The organism is Pseudomonas sp. HY2-MNA-CIBAN-0224, assembly GCF_040310285.1.
Lineage (GTDB): Bacteria > Pseudomonadota > Gammaproteobacteria > Pseudomonadales > Pseudomonadaceae > Aquipseudomonas > Aquipseudomonas helleri.
In genome coordinates, this window is sequence record NZ_JBEOPQ010000029.1 from 1 (window position 1) to 24,491 (window position 24,491).

Annotated in this window: 21 protein-coding genes; 12 read left to right on the plus strand and 9 right to left on the minus strand. The window is 57.7% G+C overall.

The features are described from left to right. Window positions 1-249: 249 nt before the first annotated feature. Both AAEZ03_RS14550 and moaB read right to left on the minus strand, forming a co-directional pair. Window positions 250-1,476, minus strand: coding sequence for a molybdopterin molybdotransferase MoeA (locus AAEZ03_RS14550; protein ID WP_350579528.1), 1,227 nt, complete (start codon window positions 1,474-1,476; stop codon window positions 250-252). After that, window positions 1,460-1,999, minus strand: a complete 540-nt coding sequence (gene moaB / locus AAEZ03_RS14555) for a molybdenum cofactor biosynthesis protein B (protein ID WP_048368722.1) — start codon at window positions 1,997-1,999, stop codon at window positions 1,460-1,462. The genes AAEZ03_RS14550 and moaB overlap by 17 nt, the downstream gene beginning before the upstream one ends. A gap of 77 nt (window positions 2,000-2,076) precedes the next feature. Between moaB and mobA the strand changes: the two genes are divergently transcribed. Both mobA and AAEZ03_RS14565 read left to right on the plus strand, forming a co-directional pair. Next, window positions 2,077-2,646 (plus strand): molybdenum cofactor guanylyltransferase MobA, encoded by a 570-nt coding sequence (gene mobA / locus AAEZ03_RS14560; RefSeq protein ID WP_350579531.1) that lies wholly within the window; start codon window positions 2,077-2,079, stop codon window positions 2,644-2,646. A 101-nt stretch (window positions 2,647-2,747) separates the two neighbouring features. After that, window positions 2,748-2,969 (plus strand): YgdI/YgdR family lipoprotein, encoded by a 222-nt coding sequence (locus AAEZ03_RS14565; protein WP_048368724.1) that lies wholly within the window; start codon window positions 2,748-2,750, stop codon window positions 2,967-2,969. Window positions 2,970-3,067: 98 nt separating this feature from the next. Here the strand turns inward: AAEZ03_RS14565 and AAEZ03_RS14570 are convergent, their stop codons facing one another. From AAEZ03_RS14570 to AAEZ03_RS14580, 3 genes are all read right to left on the minus strand, one after another. Next, on the minus strand, window positions 3,068-4,345 hold the full coding sequence (locus AAEZ03_RS14570) for an OmpP1/FadL family transporter (protein WP_350579533.1): 1,278 nt from the start codon (window positions 4,343-4,345) through the stop codon (window positions 3,068-3,070). 199 nt (window positions 4,346-4,544) lie between these two features. Continuing rightward, window positions 4,545-5,435: a pseudouridine synthase gene (locus AAEZ03_RS14575; RefSeq protein ID WP_350579536.1), complete on the minus strand. Its 891-nt coding sequence runs from the start codon at window positions 5,433-5,435 to the stop codon at window positions 4,545-4,547. Window positions 5,436-5,491: 56 nt separating this feature from the next. Then, window positions 5,492-5,731: a glutaredoxin family protein gene (locus AAEZ03_RS14580; RefSeq protein WP_350579538.1), complete on the minus strand. Its 240-nt coding sequence runs from the start codon at window positions 5,729-5,731 to the stop codon at window positions 5,492-5,494. Between the two features lie 200 nt (window positions 5,732-5,931). Here AAEZ03_RS14580 and AAEZ03_RS14585 point away from each other — a divergent pair, with 200 nt between their 5' ends. The 8 genes from AAEZ03_RS14585 to AAEZ03_RS14620 all read left to right on the plus strand — a co-directional run bounded on the left by AAEZ03_RS14585 (window position 5,932) and on the right by AAEZ03_RS14620 (window position 18,043). Next, complete coding sequence (locus AAEZ03_RS14585) at window positions 5,932-7,668, plus strand: cation:proton antiporter (protein ID WP_123750232.1); 1,737 nt, start codon at window positions 5,932-5,934, stop codon at window positions 7,666-7,668. A 158-nt stretch (window positions 7,669-7,826) separates the two neighbouring features. Continuing rightward, window positions 7,827-8,141, plus strand: coding sequence for an ElaB/YgaM/YqjD family protein (locus AAEZ03_RS14590; protein WP_123750231.1), 315 nt, complete (start codon window positions 7,827-7,829; stop codon window positions 8,139-8,141). 1 nt (window position 8,142) lies between these two features. Continuing rightward, complete coding sequence (locus AAEZ03_RS14595; protein WP_048368729.1) at window positions 8,143-8,520, plus strand: phage holin family protein; 378 nt, start codon at window positions 8,143-8,145, stop codon at window positions 8,518-8,520. Further along, window positions 8,517-8,858 (plus strand): hypothetical protein, encoded by a 342-nt coding sequence (locus AAEZ03_RS14600; RefSeq protein ID WP_278939683.1) that lies wholly within the window; start codon window positions 8,517-8,519, stop codon window positions 8,856-8,858. Before AAEZ03_RS14595 ends, AAEZ03_RS14600 begins: the two co-directional genes overlap by 4 nt. A 138-nt stretch (window positions 8,859-8,996) precedes the next feature. Next, window positions 8,997-10,328, plus strand: coding sequence for a deoxyguanosinetriphosphate triphosphohydrolase (locus AAEZ03_RS14605; protein ID WP_282363379.1), 1,332 nt, complete (start codon window positions 8,997-8,999; stop codon window positions 10,326-10,328). A gap of 408 nt (window positions 10,329-10,736) precedes the next feature. Next, window positions 10,737-11,363, plus strand: a complete 627-nt coding sequence (locus AAEZ03_RS14610) for a response regulator transcription factor (protein ID WP_048368731.1) — start codon at window positions 10,737-10,739, stop codon at window positions 11,361-11,363. An 8-nt stretch (window positions 11,364-11,371) separates the two neighbouring features. Then, window positions 11,372-14,995 carry a transporter substrate-binding domain-containing protein gene (locus AAEZ03_RS14615; RefSeq protein ID WP_350579542.1) on the plus strand — a complete coding sequence of 1,208 codons (3,624 nt, stop codon included), beginning with the start codon at window positions 11,372-11,374 and terminating at the stop codon, window positions 14,993-14,995. 96 nt (window positions 14,996-15,091) lie between these two features. Continuing rightward, window positions 15,092-18,043 (plus strand): HD domain-containing phosphohydrolase, encoded by a 2,952-nt coding sequence (locus tag AAEZ03_RS14620; RefSeq protein ID WP_350579544.1) that lies wholly within the window; start codon window positions 15,092-15,094, stop codon window positions 18,041-18,043. A 15-nt stretch (window positions 18,044-18,058) separates the two neighbouring features. Here the strand turns inward: AAEZ03_RS14620 and msrC are convergent, their stop codons facing one another. Together msrC and AAEZ03_RS14630 are read right to left on the minus strand one after the other, a co-directional pair. Continuing rightward, a complete protein-coding gene (gene msrC, locus AAEZ03_RS14625; protein WP_048368734.1) occupies window positions 18,059-18,541 on the minus strand; it encodes a free L-methionine (R)-S-oxide reductase MsrC in 483 nt (160 codons plus the stop codon). Then, the gene (locus AAEZ03_RS14630; protein ID WP_153334211.1) at window positions 18,534-19,427 is read right to left on the minus strand and encodes an ATP-binding protein; all 894 of its coding nucleotides are present in this window, start codon (window positions 19,425-19,427) and stop codon (window positions 18,534-18,536) included. The genes msrC and AAEZ03_RS14630 overlap by 8 nt, the downstream gene beginning before the upstream one ends. Before the next feature lie 176 nt (window positions 19,428-19,603). Between AAEZ03_RS14630 and AAEZ03_RS14635 the strand changes: the two genes are divergently transcribed. Beyond that, window positions 19,604-21,922, plus strand: coding sequence for a response regulator (locus AAEZ03_RS14635; RefSeq protein ID WP_278939692.1), 2,319 nt, complete (start codon window positions 19,604-19,606; stop codon window positions 21,920-21,922). A gap of 206 nt (window positions 21,923-22,128) precedes the next feature. Here the strand turns inward: AAEZ03_RS14635 and AAEZ03_RS14640 are convergent, their stop codons facing one another. Next, window positions 22,129-22,611 carry a glutathione peroxidase gene (locus AAEZ03_RS14640; RefSeq protein WP_350579548.1) on the minus strand — a complete coding sequence of 161 codons (483 nt, stop codon included), beginning with the start codon at window positions 22,609-22,611 and terminating at the stop codon, window positions 22,129-22,131. A 23-nt stretch (window positions 22,612-22,634) separates the two neighbouring features. Next, a complete protein-coding gene (gene msrB / locus AAEZ03_RS14645) occupies window positions 22,635-23,030 on the minus strand; it encodes a peptide-methionine (R)-S-oxide reductase MsrB (protein ID WP_278939694.1) in 396 nt (131 codons plus the stop codon). A 212-nt stretch (window positions 23,031-23,242) separates the two neighbouring features. On the opposite strand from msrB, the gene AAEZ03_RS14650 reads away from it, so the two are divergent. After that, window positions 23,243-24,454: a pyridoxal phosphate-dependent aminotransferase gene (locus AAEZ03_RS14650; protein WP_048368739.1), complete on the plus strand. Its 1,212-nt coding sequence runs from the start codon at window positions 23,243-23,245 to the stop codon at window positions 24,452-24,454. Window positions 24,455-24,491: the final 37 nt, after the last annotated feature.

The window sequence follows — 24,491 nt, forward strand, 5'->3', positions numbered from 1 at the left end:
GGAAAAAGCTTCGTTAACTGTTCGCTATGTCTCCGAACAAAGTGTTCGCGATGTCCCCGGTCCATACAGGGAGAGGGCTAGGGTGAGGGGGCTCTTAGATCAAGATCAAAAGATCGCGAGCAAGCTCGCTCCTACAGGGTCTTTAGAATCAATCACTTATTTAGTGTTTGATAGGAGCTGCCGCAGGCTGCGATCTTTTGATCTTTAAAAGATCGCAGCCGTAGTTCCTGGGCAGCTCAGGTTTGCGGGTTAACCCAGCACTTCGCTTAGCGGGATAAAGCCGACCCCGTCGCCTTCAGCCAGAGTGCTGCCTTCAAGCACTTCCACCAGCCCATCGGCCCAGGCGGCACTGCGCAAAACGCCTGAGCTCTGGTTTTTGTAAATGATTGCCCGGCCTTGATCCAGCCGGCCACGCAGGTACTCGCGGCGATTACCCGGCTTAGCCCAGACAAACCCGGCTGGCACTTGAAACTTCAACGGCGCAACGTCTTGTACGCCCTGACGGCGCAACAGGTAAGGCCGGGCCAGCAATGCAAAGGTCACCAGTGTGGAGGCCGGGTTACCCGGCAAGCCAATCACCGGCACACCGCGAAAATGCCCAAACGTCAGGGGTTTTCCGGGTTTGATCGCGAGTTTCCACAGGGCCAGTTCGCCTTCTTCACGCAGGGCTATCCCGAGGAAGTCCGCCTCGCCCACCGAGACACCGCCCGTGGACAAGATCAGGTCAACCGCGCCCAGTTCTGCCAAACGCTGCCGGGTGGCAGGCAGGTCGTCCGGCAAGATACCGGCGTCGACCACCTCACACCCCATGCGCTTCAACCAACTGCACAGCACCACGCGGTTGCTGTTGTAGATCTGCCCCGGCCCCAACGGCTGGCCTGGCTCGATCAGTTCGTCACCGGTCGACAACACGGCCACTTTGACCCGGCGAACTACCTTGAGCGTGGCGCAGCCCAGAGACGCGGCTAACCCCTGCTCGATCGGTCCCAACCGGGTACCTGCCGTCAGCACAGTTTCGCCCACGGTGGTTTCCTGCCCTTGAGGACGAATGTTCTGCCCCACGGTCAGTGCCTCAGTGAACAACACCCGCTCATCAGCCTGGATCTGAGCGTTTTCCTGCATTTCGACGCAATCGGCGCCCTGCGGAACCGGCGCGCCGGTGAAGATCCGTGCGCAGGTTCCCGGCGTCAACGGCTCAGGCGCTTGCCCGGCAAAAATCCGCTGGCTGACAGGCAGCGGTTCGCCCGTCCAGTCAGCCAGGTTGAGTGCGTAACCGTCCATGGCGCTGTTGGGCCACGGAGGCAAATCAAGGCTTGCCACCAGGTCATCGGCCAGGACTCGCCCGTCACTGTCGGCCAACAGCACTGACTCGCTATCACGGATCGGCGCGGCCTCGGCCAGCGCCAGCAATTGCGCCAGCGCGACTTCAACGGGCATCAACTCGCCCGTGCGCCCCGGCTTACCCACGGGTTTCACAGGCCGGTGCCTGCTTCAAGTGCGCGACAAAGTTGCAAGGGCGGTGACGGGCATCCAGTTGCTCGGCCAAAATGCCGTCCCAACCGGTACGCACTGCGTTGGTCGAACCCGGCAGGCAGCACACCAGCGTGCCATTGGCCAAACCGGCCAAGGCGCGTGATTGCACGGTCGAGGTACCGATATCGGCCACGGAGATCTGGCGGAACAATTCGCCAAAACCATCGACCTGCTTGTCCAGCAGGCAACTCACCGCCTCTGGCGTGCTATCACGCGCAGTAAAGCCGGTGCCGCCGGTGATCAACACCACTTGCACTTCATCATCGGCAATCCAGGTCGCCACCTGGGCGCGAATTTTATACAGGTCGTCCTTGAGCAATACCCGCGCCGCCAAATGGTGCCCGGCCTCGCTCAAACGATCGACGAAGACTTGCCCGGAGGTGTCGGTTTCGAGGGTCCGGGTATCGCTGACGGTTAACACCGCAATGTTCAAAGGAACGAAAGGCGCATCAACTTTGGCTTTCATAGACGGGGTCCGGTTGTAGGAAAAACAGGTGGGTGTTATATCACGCCCTTATTTGCCAGACGGAGCGTAGCCCATTCATGCAGCCGTTTCAGAGTTCGATTTTGCTTCTGGCCGGGGGCCGGGGCCAGCGTATGGGTAGCCAGGACAAAGGCCTGGTGCCGTGGCGCGGGCAGCCGCTGATTGCTTATGTGCAGCAAGCGGCGCGTGCGCTGACTGATGACTTGATCATTTCCTGCAATCGCAACCACGACCGCTACGCCGCCTATGCCGACCAGTTGGTGAGCGATGGCAATGATGACTTTGACGGGCCGCTGGCGGGCATTCGGGCGGGCCTGGCGGCAGCTCGGCATTCACACCTGCTGGTGCTGCCGTGCGATGTGCCCAGGGTCAATGACGAGCTGCTCAGCACCCTGCTCGCGGCAGCCGCCCTCGCGCCGGACACACCGCACATGGTGCGTCAGGGCGAACACTGGGAGCCGTTGTTTTGTGTGATCCCGACGGCATTGGCACCGGCATTCGAAGCGGCCTGGCACACGGGCGAACGCAGCCCGCGAAAAATCATGCTCCAGCTCAATGCACAGCCCGTACAATGCCCCGGAAATGATTCACGGTTAAGCAACTTCAACACTGCTGACTTACTGATATAAGCTAACGCGCTGTTCTTGTGGCTAACCACGGAACTTGAGAGCGATGTATACGTCTCAAGGACAGTGATTAATAACAGCACCCCTATTTGTTGGAGATAAACATGACTCATCGGACTCTGGCCGCTCTTATGCTCACTGCAGGCCTGGCCGCCCTTGCTGGTTGCTCCTCGCCAAGCGTGATCACACTCAATGATGGCCGTGAAATCCAGACAGTCGACGCCCCTAAGTACGACTCGTCGTCGGGCTTTTACCAGTTCAAACAATTGGACGGTAAAGAAACCCGCATCAATAAAGACCAGGTTCGTACCGTTAAAGAACTGTAAGCCTTCGGGTTTATGCGTTAAACAACAAAACCCGCCAAGTGCGGGTTTTGTTGTTTAACGCGTCTGCAAAAAATCTGGCCGTTGCTGAGACTGCGCGATCAGAAGCGATAGGTCACCGAGCCACCAAAGCCGTTGGCGCTGTTTTCATACTTGGCGTCGTAGGTCAGGCCCAGCGCGGGCTGGCTGTCATGAACCTTGATCGGTTGTTCCTTGAGGTAGGAATAGGCAACATCGAAGGTAAGGTTATCCACGGGTGTCCAACCGGCACCCACGCTGAATACAGTCCGGTCTCCCGTAGGAATTCGTACCGAGCGGTCAGTATTGTTGGTGGGGGTCTGGTCCAGCGTTAAACCCGTGCGCAACACCAACTGCTTATTGACCCGATACGCCGCACCGATGGCATGCGACCACGTGTCATGCCAGTTCTGCACCTCGGTGATGGAGGCCAGCTCGCTGCTTCCGTCGGACACGCCGGAGTTGTTGACGGTGATTTTCTTCAACTGGCTCCAGCGGGTGTAGGTACTGCCCGCATAAAGGGTCCAGTCATCGTTAAGTTGATGAGTGACCGAGAAGTCTACCGACGACGGCGTGGTGATGTTCAGCTTGGCGCCGTATCGCTGCGGCCCGCCGTCCACCAGATCAGAGAGCAGGCCGGAGGCGTTGGTGTGGCCGCTCAGGTGGTAAACCACTTGCGAGTGATACGTCACACCGAAGCGGGTGCTGTCCAGCGCTTGCACCAACAGCCCGGCGTTAAAACCGATGGCCTTGTCGTCACCCTTGATCTTGACGGTTTCATTGCCCAGGCCAAACGCCGGCACTTTGGAGTCCAGCTCGCCGGTGAGACGGTTGAACGTCGGCCCGAAACCCACCGAGACTTTGTCGTTGAAGGCATAGCTGACCGTCGGCTGGGTAGTGATGACTTGCACTTTGCTTTTGCTGCCAAAGCCGTTGCCCTGGAAGCTGCTCTCATAGTCAGTCACCAGGCCGAACGGGGCATAAACGCCCAGACCAAAGGCCCAATGCTCGTCAATCGGGGTGACCAGGTAGCCGAACGGCACGCCAATGCCGGGTACCATGTCGCCTTTGTTGGTGCCCGGGTTATCAGCGCCAAACTGCGTAGAGCTGGCGTCCTTGATGGTGGATTTGGCATCCAGGTAGGTGGCGCCAACGCTGACTTCGTTTTGCTTGAGGCGCGACATCCCGGCAGGGTTGCCATACACGGTGCTGGCATCGTCGGCAGAAGAGGAACGCCCGGCAAAACCGGTTCCCATCCCGCTGACACTTTGTTCGTTGAGGGAGAAACCACCGGCGAGCAGTTGAGTCGAGGCAACAGCAACAGAGAGCGCCAAAGCGCTTTTGAGCATTTTTTTATTCATTATTAGAACTCGAATGAGTGGGCAGCGCTGAGGAAGCTACCAATCTTCGAGGAGGCAGTTTATGAAGAGTTTTTCATGTTTGTTTTTGTCCGACAATCCGGGCGTTTTCAGCGACTTTGGCTAGTTTTTCGGCCCTCATTAGGACCCATAAGCCCTAATCTGACTGCCCGGTTTTGTCTGGTTTTTACGCGACGCTCAATTACCAATCAAGGTGGATCCGGCTCTCGAAAAAGCGCTCTTCGCCGGTCAGCGGGTCGGCAAAACGCAGGCCCTGTGCCAACAGCTTCAGGGGCTTGGCATAGTCATCCACAGCATCCTTGATGACCTCGGGATAAAACGGATCGTTGCAAATCCCCGCCCCCAACGCTGCCATGTGCACGCGCAACTGGTGTTTTTTGCCCGTGACCGGGTACAGCGCATAACGCCACAGATCGCCGTTTTTCTCACACACTTCGACACGGGTTTCGGTATTACTGGCGCCCGGCCCTTCTTGCATACGGAAGAACGGCTCGCCCTCTACCAGACGGCTTTTGTGCACCCGCGGCAGCGCCAGCTCAGGCAAGGCCCGGGCAATGGCTTCGTAGCGTTTTTCAATGTTGCGCGTAGGGAATAACGACTGATACGCCGAGCGGCTGGTCGGGTTCGCAGAGAACAGCACCAACCCCGCCGTGTGCCGGTCGATCCGGTGCAATGGCACCAGATTGGGGTTATCCAGCGTGCGGATCAAACGGCGCAGCAGGGTTTGCTCGACGTACTCGCCCGCCGGGGTCACGGGCAGAAAGTGCGGTTTGTCTGCCACCACCAAATGCTCGTCGGCATACAAAATGGTTTCTTGCACCGGAATCGGCGTTTCGTTGGGCACTTCGCGAAAATAATGAATGCGCAGGCCTTCTTTGTACGCCAACTGCGGGCTGATCGGCACGCCATGGGCGTCCAGCACCCGGCCACGGGCGATTCGATCTTGCCATTGCTCACGGCTGATGGCCCGAAAGTGCTCGCACAAACAGTCGAGTACCGTCCGCCAATGACCCGGTGGCAAGTACAAGGTGCTGGCTTGATGCTCGGCGGCGTTGAAAAGCTGGGTCGACATAAAAAACTCTGGGCAAGAAAAGCAGCCCGCGATTATCGCGCACAGTGCGCCACAAGCTACAGCAGAAAGTGGGCGACCTGCTCAGTGTCAAACGGCCAGTCCAGCTCAGCGCCGGTGTCGACCCGACGCAATACGGGGATGCGCAAGCCGTAGGCCTCGACCGATTCTTCACTGTCGGCGATATCAACCAGTTCAACCAGCAAGCCGTTATCCAGCACCAACGGCATCACGACGTCTTCAGCCAATTCGCACAGATGGCAACCCAAGGTGCCGAACAACTGACATTCGGGAAGCATGATCATTAACCTGTGTGGGGGTGGGCATTAGTTTAGGAGCCTTGTACGGGCACGTCGACCCGCCTGTCGGCAGCGCTTGTGCAGCCCAACTGATCAGAGCAATCGCTTTACACCGCTGCTTACGACTACGCTACGTACTGGCGTGCTCTTGTGGCCCATACAGAGTGCTCAGCTAGAAAAATGAGTGAAGGAAGCGCTTAGTGTTTGCCAATTTGTTAATCATCCTCGCCTCGTCGCTGGTGGTCATTGCCCTGTTTCGACGCCTGAAACTGCCGCCGGTGCTGGGTTATTTGTGCGTCGGCCTGTTCATCGGCCCAACGGCGCTGAACTGGGTCAATAACAGCCCGGACCTGCCGGACCTCGCCGAGTTGGGGGTAGTGTTTTTGCTGTTCTCGCTGGGGCTGGAGTTCTCGCTGCCCAAAATGCTCAAGCTGCGCCGCGTAGTCTTTGGCCTCGGCAGCCTGCAAGTCATCTGCACCGCCGTGGTACTGGGCGGCCTGCTGCTTGCCTTTGGCATGTCAGCCAGCAGCGCCTTTTTGCTGGGCGCAGGCCTGGCCCTGTCTTCCACGGCCATCGTCAGCAAAGAGCTGACCAGCCTGGGGGAAATTTTCAGCCCCCACGGCCAGAACGCGATTGGCGTGTTGCTGTTCCAGGATGTGGTGGCCGTATTGCTGCTGACGCTGGTACCGGTGTTTGCCGGCAGCAGCGATCAGGCCTGGTATTGGGCTCTGCCGATCACCTTGGGCAAGACCATCATTCTGTTTGTCGGCTTGCTGATCACCAGCCGCTTCGTACTGCCGCGTCTGTTTCACGAGGTGGCGGCCTCACGTTCTGCCGAACTGTTTGTGTTGCTGGCCCTGGTGATCGTTCTAGTCACGGCCTGGTTGACCCACTTGCTGGGGTTGTCCCCGGCGCTCGGCGCGTTCCTGGCGGGCATGTTGCTGGGTGAAAGCCATTACCGACACCAGATCGAGGCCGACATCCGGCCTTTTCGCGACATCCTGCTGGGGCTTTTTTTCGTCAGCATCGGCATGCTCATCGACCTGCAATTGTTCCTGCACCACGGCTTCTTGATTGTTGGCCTCACCCTGGCGCTGATGCTCATCAAAGGCACAGTTGTGGCGATACTGGTCAAGCTGCGCGGCAGCGATGGCGAGACCGCTTGGCGCAGCGGCCTGGCATTGGCCCAAGGCGGTGAGTTCTGTTTCGCGCTGATGGCACAAATGCAGCTCAACGCGCTGATCCCGTCGCAATACGCCCCTTACTTGTTGGCCGCTACGTTCTGCTCCATGTTGCTCACCCCGCTGTTGCTACGCGCCGCCCCTCGCATCGCCGCCAGCTTGCACCACACCTCGAACGAAGAAGCCGAGCTGGAAAAAATCACCGAGCAAAGTGCCGAGTTGCAGGGGCATGTGGTGATCTGCGGCTTTGGCCGGGTCGGTCAGTCCATCGGGCGCTTCCTGCACCGTGAAAATCAGGACTTTATCGCTCTGGACTACGACCCGGATCAGATCCAGAAAGCCAACAAAACCGAAAGCACTGTGCATTACGGTGATGCCCGCCGTGGCGATTTGTTGCGGGCGGTGGGCCTTGATCGTGCCCGTTTGCTGGTGATTGCCGTGGACAACACCGAAATCGCCATGAGCGTACTGAAAGAAGCCCGCCTCATCACCATCGCAGTGCCGATTCTGGTCAGAACCCGCGACGACAGCCGGCTTACCGAGCTCAAGGCCGCCGGCGCCACCGAAGTGGTGCCCGAATTGCTTGAATCCAGCTTGATGCTGGCCTCACACGCCCTGATATTGCTGGGGCTGCCCGAAAGAACTGTCCGCCACCGCGTTGATGAAGTGCGGCATAACCGCTATCACTTGCTGGAAGGTTGTTTTGAGAGCAGCGAGCCACTAGACACACCGGGTTTTCCCCGCGACGACGAATGATTTAAGGTAAGGTTTGCTTCCGCTCAGGGTTAAGCCGTCTAGTCTGGGTGTTCCAGGGTAACAGCAGGTCAGCGCATTGATCTGTTGTGAAGAAAAGTAGTGAACCTTCAGCGAATGCCTACACTCGAACCATCAAGAAGCCACACACGGAGTTAATCATGGCCCGCATAACAGCAAAGAATGCTCAAGAAATCCTCAAAGCCGATCTCGAGACCTTGGTCAACGACGCAGAACGTTTGCTGGAACACAGCGCTGCGCTGGCCGGTGACCAGGCCGATGAACTGCGCGACAAGATCAAGCTCAGCCTGAACAAGGCGCGTGCCTCGCTGGAAGACACCAAAGAGTCCTTGCATGAGCGCGGTGAAGCCGCGGTGACGGCTGCCGAAGATTATGTACAGAGCAACCCGTGGCAATCGGTCGGCATTGCTGCCGGGGTCGGCTTTTTGATTGGCCTGCTGGCCACCCGGCGCTGATATGACAAACGAAGAATCCGGCTCCCCTCGTTCCTCACCGCGGCGCCTGGGTGCCGCGTTTCTGGGTCTGCTGCACAGCCACGTCGAGTTGCTGGGCATTGAGCTACAAGAACAGAAAGCACGGACTGTAAGCCTGTTGCTGTTCGCCGGGCTGGCACTGGTGTTCGGGTTGCTATTGCTGCTCGGCCTGTCGGCGCTGGTATTGATCGTGCTCTGGGACAGTTATCGGCTGCCCGGCATTATCGGGCTCTGCGTCTTTTACACCCTGGCGGCGGCGTTCTGTGGTTTGCGCCTTAAAGCGGCCGTGTTTGATGAGTCCTCTCCTTTCAACGCCACGCTCGAAGAGCTGGCCAAAGACCGGGAGCGTTTGTTGCCATGAGCCTGCCTGAAATGCCGCAAAACGCTTCGCGTCGTGACATGCGCAAAATGCTGATTCGCCTGCGCATGGAAATGCACCGCCAGGAGATTCGTCATGAGTCGCAACAATTGCTGGAGCCGTTGCACAAAATGCGCGGTGTCACCAGCAACTGGAAAGAACACCTGGGGATCAAGCACGCCCCGCTGTGGGGTGTGGCGGTGGTGACCCTGCTGGGCTTTTTGACCGGCAAAGGCACTAAAAGCAAAGGCTCCGGTGGCGCGTCCCGTTTAATCGGGCTGACCACCGGGCTGTTGCCGCTGATCAAACTGGTGATTCAGGGTTCTTCGCGCAAGCCCTGACGCACAGCTCGCGATCTTTTGGTTTTCATGATCAAAAGATCGCGGGCATGCTCGCGGCTTAACTTAAGCGCCAAGCCTTGCACCAACCCGCCTGAAGCGAGAAGCTGCGGCATCAGTCATTTGATGGAGCGCTGCGCCTTGGATTGGCAAACCCTGCTTAACCGCGAACGTCTCGGAAAACCTCATTACAGCGCCGAAGAGCTCGGGCGCAGTCCCTTTCACAAGGATCACGACCGGATTATTTTTTCCGGCGCCTTTCGCAGGCTTGGGCGCAAAACCCAAGTGCACCCGGTCAGCAGCAACGACCACATTCACACCCGCCTTACCCATTCGCTGGAGGTCAGTTGCGTCGGCCGCTCGCTGGGCATGCGCGTGGGCGAAACCATTCGCAGCGCCCTGCCCGAATGGTGCGACCCCGCCGACCTGGGCATGGTGGTGCAATCGGCCTGCCTGGCTCACGACATCGGCAACCCGCCCTTCGGCCACTCCGGTGAAGATGCCATCCGCCATTGGTTCCAGCAGGCTGCGGCCAAGGGCTGGCTGGACGATATGAGCGAAGCCGAGCGCAATGACTTCTTGAACTTTGAAGGTAACGCCCAAGGGTTCAGGGTGCTGACACAGCTTGAATACCATCAGTTCGACGGTGGCACACGGCTAACCCATGCCACCCTCGGTACGTTCCTCAAGTACCCGTGGACCGCCCGGCATGCCGACTCTCTGGGGTACAAAAAGCACAAGTTCGGTTGCTATCAAAGCGAGCTGCATTTGCTCGAAGGGATTGCTCACAAGTTGGGCCTGCCGCAAATCGAAGAGCAACGCTGGGCGCGCCATCCGCTGGTGTACCTGATGGAGGCCGCTGACGACATCTGCTACGCCTTGATTGACCTTGAAGACGGCCTGGAGATGGACCTGCTGCAATACGCCGAGGTCGAGTCCCTGCTATTGAATCTGGTGGGCGATGATTTGCCCGAGACCTATCGCCAGCTCGGCCCGCAAGACTCTGAACGCCGCAAGCTGGCCATTTTGCGCGGCAAGGCCATTGAGCACCTGACCAACGCCGCCGCCCGCGCCTTTGTCGAACAGCAGGACGCCTTGCTCGCGGGTACGCTGCCCGGCGATCTGGTAGAGCACATGCACGGCACGGCCAAGCGCTGCGTGCTGGACGCCAAGAACATGGCGCGTAAAAAGATCTTCCAGGACAAGCGCAAAACCCTGCATGAAATCGGCGCTTACACCACGCTGGAAATCTTGTTAAACGCTTTTTGTGGCGCGGCACTGGAACAACATGGGCACAAAACCTTATCGTTCAAAAACCGTCGCATCCTCGATTTGCTCGGCCACAACGCCCCGGACCCGAGCTGGCCCTTGCATCGCTCGTTTATGCGCATCATCGACTTTATTGCCGGCATGACCGATAGCTATGCCACCGAAATGGCCAAGGAGATGACCGGCCGCTCCAGCCCTGTCTGAGTGAGGCAGCACCTTGTGGTCGTTGCTGAAGGAACGACCACAAGGTGATGAACACACAAGTTGTAACCGTTTTTATTTTTTAAACACTGCATAGTTAAACACCCAGAAAAAATGACGTTATCGAGCATTTAAATCCGGGCAAAAAAATCACCACACAAAAACAGAAGTATATGTAGGAATAATCCTATTTTTAATAAGACTCTATAAACACACTAACGGCAAAACAGCCATCAAACGATTCAGCACGATATTAAACCGCCGCCACTCCCCGAACAATTCGTGAGTTCACGCCTTATTTAATGTAGGAATATTCCCATACTACGTTTGTAGGCTGATCGCTTCGTGTCTCAATCCATATATCTGAGCTAAGGTGCGCGCTTTCTATGCAGCTCTTTATGGGAATTCAATATGAACACGATTTTTATTGTCGACGATCATCCAGTAATCCGCTTAGCCATTCGTATGTTGTTAGAACATGAAGGTTATGAAATAGTCGGTGAAACCGACAATGGCGTAGATGCTATGCAAATGATTCGCGAATGTGTCCCTGACCTGATCATTCTCGATATCAGCATCCCCAAACTCGACGGACTGGAAGTACTGGCGCGCTTTAACGCCATGAACTCAACCCTCAAAACCCTGGTCTTGACGGCCCAGTCACCGGCGTTGTTTGCCATGCGCTGCATGCAATCGGGGGCAGCGGGATATGTGTGTAAACAAGAAGAACTCAGTGAACTTGTCAGTGCAATTAAGGCTGTATTCTCTGGCTACAATTACTTCCCAAGTCAAGCATTGACTCCTGAAAATATTGAAGGGCACAACTCTTCGGAGCTTGAGCTGTTCAAATTAGTCAACGACCGGGAACTGATGGTTCTCAAGCTCTTCGCCCAAGGCAAAACAAACAAGGAAATCGCCACGGGTATGTTTCTTAGCAATAAAACCGTGAGTACTTATAAAAAACGGCTCATGCAAAAACTTAAAGCCAATTCTTTGGTCGACCTCATTGAATTGGCTAAACGCAACGCCCTAGTGTGAGAAACAGGATGCCCATGCGGTTAACGTATTACCTTTATCTGCTCGCAGGACTGCTCCTGTGCGCACCCGTGTTTGCCGAGTTACCCAAACCCGAAAGCTTTCCCCTGCTCAGCCGCTCGGGCACCTATCACATGGAAGTCCCGCTGGATAAACAACAGCGATACTGGTTACACGAAAAACGTGAATTACAGTTGGGGGCCTCCGCCCCCGATTACCCACCGTTTGACATGACCGTCAGCGGTCAGGATTTCGAAGGCCTGACCGCTGATTACGCAGGCATCCTCGCTAAAGCACTGAATGTATCGATCAAAGTCAAACGCTTCGCGTCTCGCGATGCAGCCATCCAGGCACTGGAAGACGGCAGCATCGACGTGCTGGGCACGTCGAATGGTTTTGAAGCGGCCAATCAAAACATGCTGCTGTCAGCCCCCTATGCCATCGACCAGCCGGTACTGGTCACCCGTGAGGGGGAGACCCGCTCTCTCTCTGACGGCCTGGCGGGCCTGCGGCTGAGCATGGTCTACCACTATTTGCCACTGGATGAGGTCAAAGCGCTTTACCCCAACGCCATCATCCAGTCTTACCCCTCTACGCAAAACGCCATTAACTCGGTGGCGTTCGATCAGGCCGACGTGTTTTTGGGTGACACCATCTCTACCCATTACATGATCAACAAGGGCTATTTGAAGAACATCAAAATGGCCAATTTTGGCAAGCATGAAGCCCACGGCTTCAGCTTTGCCGTACGCCGCGACAATCCGCAATTGCTCGACATGATCAACGCCACCCTGCTGGCCGTGCCCAACAGCGAACGTGAAAGCATTGCCAAACGCTGGAGCGCAGGCAGCGACCTGCTGCTTACCGATCAAAAACTGCAACTCACTGAGCGCGAAGAGCGTTGGCTGGTCAAGCACCCGGTGGTCAAAGTGGCGGTCAATGAAACCTTGGCCCCCCTGACTTTTTTTGATGCCGACGGCAATTTCCGCGGCATTACCGCTGACCTCCTGGAAGTGGTGCGCCTGCGCACCGGGTTGCGCTTCGAAATCCAGCGCGAGCGCAGCCTCAGCACCATGATGCACATGGTTCAGCAACACGATACCGACATCATTTCGGCCATCAGCCCCTCCGCTTCGCGAGAAAGCGCATTGGCCTTCAGTCGTCCCTATCTCGAAAACTCATTTGTGTTGCTCAACCGCAAAGGTGCGGAGCAACCCACCAGCCTCGATCAACTGGCCGGCAAGCGTCTGGCATTGACCCACGGCAACCCGTTGACCGACTACCTGGTTGCCGAGTACCCGCAGATCACCCTGGTCGAGACCGATGACATCTACCAGGCCACTGAATTACTGGCCGAAGGCAAAGCTGATGGCGCCGTCAATACGCTGGTCATCGCCAACTACCTGCTCGCCTCGCAACTGTTCCAGGACCGCTTGCAGATCAGCACAACCCTGGGCACCCAACCGGCCATGTTCTCCCTCGCTACAGCCCGGGATGCCACCGAACTCGGCTCCATACTCAATAAAGCCCTGCTAAGCATTGGCCCCGACGAGTTGGGCGTAATCAACAGCCGCTGGCGCGGCTATGTACCGGCGTCCGACAGTTACTGGCGCAATTACCATCGCCTGATTTACCAGATCATTATTGGCACCAGCCTGCTGCTGTTGCTGTCATTGGTCTGGAATGCGTACATGCGCCGCCAGATCAATCAGCGAAAAAAAGCCGAGCGCGCGCTCAGCGACCAGTTTGAGTTCATGAGTGCGCTGGTCAATGGCACCCCGCACCCCATTTATGTGCGCGACCGCGCCGGTATTCTGCAAACCTGCAACGACAGCTATTTGCAGGCCTTCTCGGCCCGTCGCGAAGACGTGATCGGCAAAAACGTGATGCAGACCCAAAGCCTGCTCAACAATCAGCATGAAGCCCATGACTACGAGGCGGATTACCAGCGCGTAATGCGCGAAGGCACGCCGATGATCGTTGACCGACCGCTGCATATCGGTGGCAAGACGCAAACCATTTACCACTGGATCCTGCCGTATCGGGACTCCTTGGGCGAAGTCCAGGGCATTATCGGTGGCTGGATTGATATCAGCGACCGACGCCAATTGATGGATGAACTGCGCGCCGCCAAAGAACAGGCAGATGACGCCAACCGCGCCAAAAGCACCTTTCTGGCGACCATGAGTCATGAAATCCGCACACCGATGAACGCCGTCATCGGCATGCTTGAACTCACCTTGAAGCGCGCCGATCAGGGCTATCTGGAACGCCCCTCCATTGAGGTCGCCTACAACTCGGCCAAAGACTTGCTGGAGTTGATCGGCGACATCCTCGACATCGCCCGCATCGAGTCAGGGCGACTCAACCTGAGCACGGAGCGGGTGAACCTGCGCGAGCTGGCCAACTCGGTGGTCAGGGTGTTTGATGGCCTGGCCCGGCAAAAGAACCTCAGCCTGGTGCTGATCTTCGCCCCCGAAGACAATGCCCCCGATGTGCTGCTCGACCCCCTGCGCTTCAAGCAAATCATGACCAACCTGGTCAGCAATGCGATCAAGTTCTCCGAGCGCGGCCAGGTCACGCTTGAACTGAAGATGCTGGCGACCGGCATTGCTGACGAGGTGGAGTTGCAGTTAAACGTCATCGATACCGGGATTGGCATCAGCACCTTCGATCAGGCCCGCTTGTTTGAACCCTTTGCCCAGGCAGAAAACTGCGGCCAATTGGCGCTCAGCGGTGCGGGGCTGGGCCTGGTGATTTGCCGCAGCCTGTGCCAGATGATGGGCGGCACTTTGAACTTGAACAGCCAGCCCGACATCGGTACGCAGATCCACATCAAACTCACCGTCAAGACCCTCGCACCGTGCGCCAAAACCGAGGCGCAAGAACCGGCCATTGCACCCGCCGTTCGGCAATTGAATGTGCTGGTGGTGGATGACCATCCGGCCAATCGCTTACTGATGTGCCAGCAATTGAGTTACCTGGGGCACCAGTTCACCACGGCGCATAATGGCGCAGCCGGGCTGGAACTGTGGACAGGCGGCGCTTTCGACCTGGTGATTGCCGACTGCAACATGCCCGTCATGAACGGCTACGACCTCACACGTGCTATTCGCCGCCACGAACACGCCGCACAGCACGTGCCTTGCACCATCCTGGGCTTTACCGCCAACGCGCAACCCGAAGAGCGCCAGCGCTGCCTTGAAGCGGGCATGAATGACTGCCTGTTCAAACCCATCAGCCTGACCTTGCTGAGCCAGCGATTAACCGCCCTTGAGCCACTGACCTGCGCAACGGACGTCTTCAACATTGATAATCTCTACGCGCTGTCCGGCCAGGATGACAAGCGAATAAAGCTGCTGCTCGAAGAGCTGTTGCGCACCAACCAGCAGGACCTCAGCACCCTGAGAAAACTGACTGTTGAGGACGGTCTGGAACCGTTTGCCGCCATTGCGCACCGGATCAAAGGCGCAGCGCGTATCGTCGGGGCCGTGCAACTGATCAACCAGTGTGAACGTCTCGAACACGCCAGTCAGGCCACACTCCAGGATTGCAGTCTGGGCGTACAACACGCCATGAGTACGCTTGAGCTGACATTGCTGCGCGAGCTGGCCCAGCGTGACGCTGCCACCTGACTGTTTGTTTGCACAAAACGGCCAATCCACAGGCAGATTGGCCACGGCTTACTATGCTTACAGGCATCAGCGCCCTGATGCCTGCGGAGACATGTCATGCCTTTTACCGTGCCCGCCCATCAGCGGCAGTTTCCGCTGCATATTCATATCAGCGTGGTGTTCACCTTATTGCTGCTCCTGATGGGCGTCGCACTGGGTGTCTTCAACTACCTGCAAAATACCCGCATCATCCTCGACAGCAGCCAGAAGCTGTTCGACCAGATCGAGCAGGATGTGCAGCTGGATCTGCTGAACACCTATCAGCCGCTGCGCAACACCTTGAACTTGCTAGCGCGCAACCCGGCGGTGCAGACCGATCAATTTGACGCCCGGATGGAGCTGCTCCCCACCTTCGTCCAGGCACTGGATGACAACCCGGCGTTGTCAGCGTTGTACATGGGCGACAATCAGGGCAATTTTTTCCAGGTCCGCCCTTTGCGCACAGAGGCGATCAAAAATCGGCAAAAAGCCCCCGCCCAAGCCGCTTATGAGGTGTGGTCCGTGCAACGCTCGGGCAAAATCCAGGGCACCGAATCGACCAAGCTTTTTTATGACGAATCGTTGACGCTGCTGGCACAGCGCACCGCCATTAATGACAGCTACGACCCGCGCAAGCGCAGTTGGTATATCCCAAGCCACGCCAGTAACGATCAATCCACTACCAGCCCATACTTGTTTTTCTCGACCGGTGAAATCGGGACCACCCTGTCCAAGCGCAGCTCGGCCAAGACGGTGATCGCCGCCGACCTGACGCTGTCCGAGCTGTCCAGTACCCTCGCCAAACACTTGATCACCCCCAACACACAAATCGTCCTGTTCGATGAGAGCGGTCAGGCGGTGGCGTACCCGGACACCGCCAAGCTGTTAAGCGCAGAAAGCCCCACGCAGTTGGCCAAGGTCACGTCCCTCAATCCGGCCCTGGAGCGTTTGATCAAGCAGGGTGCAGACGCCAATCACCACCTTGATGACGGCCAGCGCCAATGGATCGTGTCGTCGGCCAAGGTGCAGGATGGCGGTTCCAACGGACTGCAACTGGCGCTCATGGTGCCGGAAGACGAGTTGCTGGCCGACGCCTATCGGCTGCGCTGGCAAGGCACGCTGGTGGCGTTTGCAATGTTGCTACTGTGCCTGCCATTGGGCTGGATGACCTCACGCTTGTTGGTCAAACCACTGAAAGGCCTGGTGCAGGAGGCGAACGCGATTCGCAGCTTCGATTTCAATTACCCGCTGCAACAGCAGTCCCCCGTGTTGGAGATCCATCAACTGGCCGTGTCGATGCGGCGAATGAAAGAAACCCTCGCCAGTTTCTTTGAGATCACCGCCAGCCTTTCGGCGCACACCCGCTTTGAGCCACTTCTGCAGTCGGTGATGGTTGAAATGATCAAGATTGGCCAGGCTCAGGCAGGCTTGATCTACCTGACTGAAAACGACAGTGCCGACCTGGAACTTAAAGGCCTGATCATTAATGACCAACCGTACGATCTCGGCACCCTGGCCCATGCCGTGATCAACCCGCAAAGCGATCAAGCCCCGCAATGGTTGCGCACCCTGAGCCAAGGTCAGGACAGCGTGGTGTGCACCCTCGACCTCGAACACGCGGGGGAACTGGCACCGGTGATGCGCGAGCTCGACAGCCAAAACATCCATGTGATCGGGATTCGGCTGCATAACCGTCACCGCGAAACCGTTGGCGTGCTGGCCTTGATCCTCAACAACAGCGCCCCCCACACCGAACAGGAGCCGCTCAGCGCAGAACGCATTGCCTTTATCAAAGCGGTGTCCGGGGCGGCGGCGGTGTCGATCGAGAGCCAGCGCCTGCAAGAGCGCCAAAAGCAGTTGCTCAATGCCTTTATTCAACTGGTGGCGGGGGCGATTGACGCCAAGAGCCCGTACACCGGCGGGCATTGCCAGCGGGTTCCGGAATTGACCTTTATGTTGGCCAAGGCCGCTGAACAGGACCAAAGCCCGCAGTTTGCCCACTACAACCCTACCGAGGAAGAGTGGGAAGCCCTGCACATTGCCGCCTGGCTTCATGATTGCGGCAAAGTCACGACCCCCGAATACGTGGTCGACAAAGCCACCAAACTTGAAACCCTGTATGACCGCATACATGAAATTCGCACCCGATTTGAGGTGCTCAAGCGCGACGCGTGGATCAACTACTGGCAAGCACTGGCCAACGGCGGTGACGAGCCGTCGTTGGCGCAACAGCGCAACGCCCGCCTGGCCGAGTTGGATGATGATTTTGCCTTTGTCGCCCGCAGCAATGTCGGCGGTGAAGCCATGGCCGAGGCCGATTTGCAGCGTTTGGACAGCATTGCCCGGCAAACCTGGACCCGCACCCTGGATGACCGGCTGGGCGTGTCATGGGAAGAAAACAAGCGCCAAGCGACCCGCGAAGAGCAGAGTTTGCCGGTGACTGAAAGGCTGCTGGCCGACAAGCCTGAGCACGTGTTCGCGCGCAATGAGTCAGAACTGATTGCCAGTGACAACCCATGGGGGTTCAAGCTGGAGGTGCCGCAGCACAAGTTCAATCGTGGCGAGCTTTACAACCTGAGCATCACCCGGGGCACGCTGACCGCTGAAGAGCGCTACATCATCAACAATCACATTGTGCAAACCATCCTCATGCTCAGCCGTCTGCCCTTCCCCAGCTATCTGGGCGACATTGCCGAAATTGCCGGTGGGCACCATGAACGGATGGATGGCAAGGGTTACCCAAAACGCTTGAACCGGGACGAGATGAGCCTGGCGGCGCGGATGATGGCGATTGCGGATATTTTCGAGGCCCTGACAGCCTCGGACCGGCCTTACAAGCGGGGCAAAACCTTGAGTGAGGCATTGAAGATCATGGCGGGCATGTGCCTGGACGGGCACATAGATCCGCCCTTGTTTGAGCTCTTTATGCGCGAGCAAGTGTTTATGCAGTACGCCCGCCGCTACCTTGAGCCGCAGCAAATCGACCCGGTCAATGTCGACGAACTGCTGCTCAAGGCGGGCGTCAGCTGACGGATGTTGCGTTGATCAGCAGTCGCTCAAACGCAAGAAAATCGCCGCCAGCGCTTCAATGCCCTGTTGATCCTGCTCAGTGAAGCGGCCAATACTCGGGCTGTCCAGGTCCAGCACACCGATCAGGCGGCCGTCCTTGATCAACGGCACGACCAATTCGCTGTTCGAAGCGCTGTCACATGCGATATGCCCGGCGAATGCGTGCACATCTTCAACGCGCTGGGTCAGCCGGGTGGCCGCTGCGGTGCCACACACACCACGGCCAAACGGAATACGGACGCAGGCGATCTGCCCCTGGAACGGCCCGAGTACGAGCTCTTCGTTGCGGTTGAGGTAAAACCCGGCCCAGTTCAAGTCTTCAAGCTGGTTAAACAAAAACGCCGAAAACTGTGAAGCGTTGGCAATAAAGTCCCGCTCATCGGCCAGCAAAGACTCCAGTTGAGCCTTCAGCAGTGCGTAGCCGTCCAGGCCCTCGCCAGTGGCGTTTAAATCAATCATTCGTCTGCTCCAACAATTTCAAACCAACCCAGTAGCGCGCGAACTGATAAGCACAGCGGCCATTACGATTGCCGCGCCCGGTTGCCCAGCGCACGGCCAAAATATCCAGCGCCTGATCGCGTTGCCACTGCAGCCCGGCCTTGCTGGCCAGCACGTTGATCCAGTGTTCAACCACGCTCAGGTAATGTTCTTGAGTAAACGGATAAAACGACAGCCAGAGCCCAAAACGGTCAGACAGGGCAATCTTGTCTTCCACAGCTTCATTGGGGTGAAGTTCACCGTCGACGTTCTTCCAGTTTTCGTTGTCGCTCTCTTTCTCGGGCACCAAGTGCCGACGGTTCGAAGTGGCGTACAGCAGAACGTTGTCCGGCGCCTGTTCCAGCGAGCCATCGAGGACGCTTTTCAGCACTCGGTAATCGCTCTCGCCCGATTCAAAAGACAAGTCATCGCAAAACAGCACAAAACGCTGCGCCAAACCTTGTAACTGCTCGACCACCCGCGGCAGGTCCGCCAGGTGATCACGCTCGATTTCAATCAGCCGCAACCCGGCGCCCGCATATTCAGCGAGCAAGGCGCGAATCAGCGAAGACTTGCCGGTCCCGCGCGAGCCCCACAGCAAGGCGTGGTTAGCTGGCAAACCATCAAGAAACTGTTTGGTGTTGCGCCCCAATTGATCGAGTTGCTTGTCGACGCCGATCAAGTCCGTCAGGCGCATTTCCAGGCTGACGTCCAGCGGCAGCAAATACCCCGTACGGCCATCACGCTGCCAGCGTGCAGCCAGGCAGGTGTCCCATTCAATCGCCTGGCGAGTCGCGGGCAACAAAGGTTCAAGGCGAGCCAGAACGGCTTCGGCGCGCTCCAGAAAAGCACTCAGTTTAGGATCCATTTCATCTCCACAAACAGCTACACAGTGATTGCGCATTGACACGCCAGACGCTGAACGTTCATTCGACATGTAGGACGATTCGGTTCATTGAAAAAACCGCACGCCCACCAACAAGTTACCCCGCACTTCGACTATTCTTGCGACCGGTAAGGGAATGGGAACAGGTGCAGCACCCAATGGACATAAAATTCACCCATCGTCTGTCTTTCAAGCAAGCAAGGCTGACAGTGCTGGTCGGGTTTGCTCTGGGGACGATGCTGAGCCTGGTGCAAATCGGCATCGATTATGCCAGTGAAAACGCTGCCATCAACCGGGAAATCCAATCCCTGCTGGACATCAGTCACAATCCGGCTTCGCGCATTGCCTACAACCTCGACACAGAACTCGCCCAAGAGCTGGCCATGGGTCTACTGCGCTCGCCAGCCATCACCGGCGTGCAGATCAGTGATAACGATAAAAACACCCTCGCGCAGGTTCGCGACTCGCCTGAGGGCGGGCGTTATCGAGCCCTGAGCGATTTTTTGTTTGGTGACACGCGAAGCTTCGACGACCGGCTGTATTTCAATCACTTACCCGAACAAAGCGTGGGCGAGTTGCACCTTGAGGTAGACACCTACCCCTTTGGCGCACGCTTTTTACAACGCGCCGAAGTCACCTTGCTCAGCGGTTTTGCCCGCAGCTTTCTACTGACCTTTATTCTGCTCGGGCTGTTTTACGTCATGCTGACCCGCCCGCTGGTGCGCGTCATTGGTGAGCTGAGCAACACCAAGCCGGGCCACCCGAACCCCTCGCGCGTGCAATGCCCGCCGGGCCATAAAGACGACGAAATCGGGGTGCTGGTCGATGCGACCAATCAGCAGTTTGATGCCGTGACCCGAGAAATAGAGCAACGCCGCGCCGCTGAAAACCGCCTCACCGAATACCTCGCGCAACTGGAGAACATCGTTTCGGCGCGCACCCAGGAGCTGGAAGCCAGCAACCTCCGCCTGAGCCACTCCAATGAAGAGCTGGAAGCCGCCCGCAGCACCGCCCTTGAAATGGCCCAGGCCCGGGCTGCGTTTCTGGCCAACATGAGCCACGAAATCCGCACACCCTTGAACGGCCTGCTGGGCATGCTCGCCCTGAGCCTGGACGGCCCGCTGAACGCCGAGCAGCATCAGCAACTGTCGATTGCCCACGACTCGGGCAAAGTGCTGGTCGAACTGCTCAATGACATCCTAGACCTGTCCAAATTCGACGCCGGCCAATTAGAGCTGGAACACATTGCATTCGACCTCAGCACGCTGATTGAAGACACCGCCAAGCTGCTCTCGCAGAACGCGGCGCCCAGCGTAGAACTGACGTGCCTGATCGACCCGGCCTTCCCGGTGCTGGTCATGGGTGACCCGACCCGCGTGCGGCAAATCGTCAGCAACTTGCTCTCCAACGCGCTCAAATTCACCCGCTTTGGCCGTGTCGATGTGCGCTTGAGCCGGCACGACGACCTGGTGCATATCGAGGTCTGCGACACCGGCATCGGTATCGCCCAAGAAGCCCAGGCACGTATTTTCCGCCCGTTCACCCAGGCGGGAGCCGGCATCACACGCCAGTTTGGCGGCACCGGCCTGGGGCTGGCCCTGACCCGCAGCCTGTGCGAAGCCATGCAGGGGCGGCTGACCATCAGTTCCGAGATCGGCTTTGGCAGCCAGTTCTGCGCCGAACTGCCCTTGCCCTGTCACACCCCGGCGATCCCCTTCAAACCGCTCAACGGGCGGGTCATTGCGGTGAGCGCTTCAAGCAGCGGCCTCAGCGAACTGCTCAGCAACTACCTGCCGCTGTGGGGGCTGGAATATGAGCGCTACTCACTGGGGCAATCCCTGGAGGGGGTCGATACCGAGTTGCTGATCACCGATTGCTCGGAATGCTTGTGCGAACTGCGCCCGGCCATCAGCGCACCTATTTTGCTGGTCACCGCCTATGGCAACTTTATGCCCGGCGACCAGGTCAACGCCCTCGCCCCGCTGCAACAAAAAGCCCGCCCCCTGTCGCGCCTGGCGTTGTACCAGTCGGTGCAGCATTTGTTGCAAAAAGAAGGTGACGAAAGCCCCGCCCCCCCGGTCAGCAGCGCCCCGGTGCTGCACCGCGCGCGGATTCTTTTGGTCGAGGACAACCCGGTCAACCAATTGGTGGCCAAGGGCATGCTGAGCAAACTGGGCTGCGAAGTCGTGATTGCGGCCCATGGAGGCGAAGCCCTGGGTCAACTGGAGCACAGCCACTTTGACCTGGTGCTGATGGACTGCAACATGCCGGTGATGGATGGCTACGAGACCAGCCGACGGATTCGCCAGAGCGGACGCTGGCCAGACCTGCCGATTGTGGCGCTGACCGCCAATGCCATGCCGGAAGAGCGCGAACGCTGCCGTGCGGCGGGAATGAACGACTACCTGGCAAAACCGTTTCGCCGCGAAGAACTCGCGGCGCTGCTGGAAAGCTGGGTGCCCGTGAAAGATCTGTAGGAGCGAGCTTGCTCGCGATCTTTTGATCTTGGGTGGGGCAGCTTCGCTACCCATCGCAGCCTTCGTACCTCGGCAGCGGCTACAAGCCGGACGTAGCCTCGCAAGGCTCGTCAACGGCTACGGGTGGTGCACATTTGTAGGAGCGAGCTTGCCTCGCGATCTGTTGATCTTTAAAAGATCGCGAGACAAGCTCGCTCCTACAGAGGTTATTTCAGGAGTTTCTCAATATCGGCCTTGAGGGCGCTGGGCTTGGTGGCCGGCGCGTAGCGTTCGACTTTACCGTCCGGGCCGATCAAAAATTTGGTGAAGTTCCATTTGATCGCTTCAGAACCCAGTACCCCCGGCGCCCGTTTTTTCAGCTCGACGAACAGCGGGTGCGCGTTCTTGCCATTGACCTCGACCTTTTTGAACAACGGGAAGGTCACACCAAAGTTCAATTCACAGAACTCTGAAATCTCCGCTTCATCCCCCGGCTCTTGCTGACCAAACTGGTTGCATGGAAAGCCAAGAATCACCAGGCCCTGATCCTTGTATTGCTGCCACAACGCTTCCAGCCCTTTGTACTGCGGGGTGAAGCCGCATTTACTGGCGGTATTGACCACCAGCACGGCCTTGCCCGAGTAATCCGCCAGGGTTTTTTGCTCGCCGCTGAGGGTGGTACAGGGAATTGTGAGCAATGTATCAGTCATGACAGCACCTCAAGGAATGGGCATTAAGCACGTGGAACCAGATCCAGGCAGACCGAGTTGATGCAGTAGCGTAGCCCGGTCGGCGGCGGACCATCTGGGAATACGTGACCCAAATGCGCATCACATTTGGCGCACACCACTTCGGTGCGGATCATGCCGTGGCTCATGTCGCGGATTTCTACCATCGCGCTCGCCCCAATGGGCTCATAGAAGCTGGGCCAGCCGCAGCCCGAATCAAATTTGGCGCGCGAATCAAACAACGGTTCATTGCAGCAAATACAGTGATAAACGCCATCGGTTTTGGTGCCGTTGTATTTACCCGAAAACGGCCGCTCGGTGCCTTTAAGACGGCATACGTTGTACTGCTCCGGATCGAGCATGGCCTTCCATTCGTCCAGGGTTTTGTTCAACTTTTCCATGGTTCTACCTCTGCAACTGAAAAACCCCGACCGGTGGCTTTTCCAGGGGGCGGGTGGCACGTATGATTGCGCCTCGTTATGCGCCAGTCTGGCACCCGCTCTGTAAGCATTCAAACGGATTCTTGAGGCCAAGCGGTGTTCGCCAACGCAGAATTTCCCAGTGCACAGGTGCCCACCTTGCCTGGATCGTTCATTTTCGGGATCCCATCGCCATGCAGGTCAGCAAATCAAACAAGCTCGCCAACGTCTGTTATGACATTCGCGGCCCAGTGCTCAAGCACGCCAAACGTCTGGAAGAGGAAGGCCAACGCATCCTCAAGCTGAATATCGGCAACCCGGCACCTTTTGGTTTTGAAGCGCCGGACGAAATCCTGCAGGACGTTATCCGCAACCTGCCAACCGCTCAGGGCTACAGCGACTCCAAAGGCCTGTTCAGCGCGCGCAAGGCGGTGATGCAGTACTACCAGCAAAAGCAGGTCGAAGGTGTCGGCATTGAAGACATCTACCTGGGCAACGGCGTGTCCGAGCTGATCGTGATGTCGCTGCAAGCGCTGCTCAATAACGGCGACGAAGTGCTGGTGCCGGCGCCGGACTACCCGCTGTGGACCGCTGCCGTAACTCTGGCCGGTGGCCACCCGGTGCACTACCTGTGCGACGAGCAAGCCAACTGGTGGCCAGACCTTGAAGACATCAAGGCCAAGATCACCCCGAACACCAAAGCCATGGTGATCATCAACCCGAACAACCCGACGGGCGCGGTGTACTCCAAGGAAGTGTTGCTGGGCATGCTCGAACTGGCACGCCAACACAATCTGGTGGTGTTCTCGGACGAGATCTACGACAAGATCCTCTACGATGACGCCGTGCACATTTGCACCGCTTCGCTCGCACCGGACGTGCTCTGCCTGACCTTCAACGGTTTGTCCAAATCGTACCGGGTGGCAGGCTTTCGTTCCGGCTGGATCGCGATCTCCGGCCCCAAGCAAAACGCCCAGAGCTACATCGAAGGCATCGACATGCTGGCCAACATGCGCCTGTGCGCCAACGTGCCCAGCCAGCACGCCATCCAGACCGCACTCGGCGGCTACCAGAGCATCAATGATCTGGTGCTGCCCAACGGGCGACTGCTGGAGCAGCGCAACCGCACATGGGAACTGCTTAACGACATTCCTGGCGTCAGTTGCGTAAAACCCATGGGCGCGCTGTACGCTTTCCCACGCATTGACCCGAAAGTCTGCCCGATCCTTAACGACGAAAAGTTCGTTCTGGACTTGCTGCTCTCGGAAAAACTGCTAGTGGTCCAGGGCACCGCATTCAACTGGCCTTGGCCAGACCACTTCCGTGTGGTGACCCTGCCACGCGTTGACGAACTGGACATGGCCATCGGGCGGATCGGTAACTTTCTGAAGACCTACCGTCAGTAATTTCTGAACATGCTGTGCGACAAATGAAAAGTCGCAC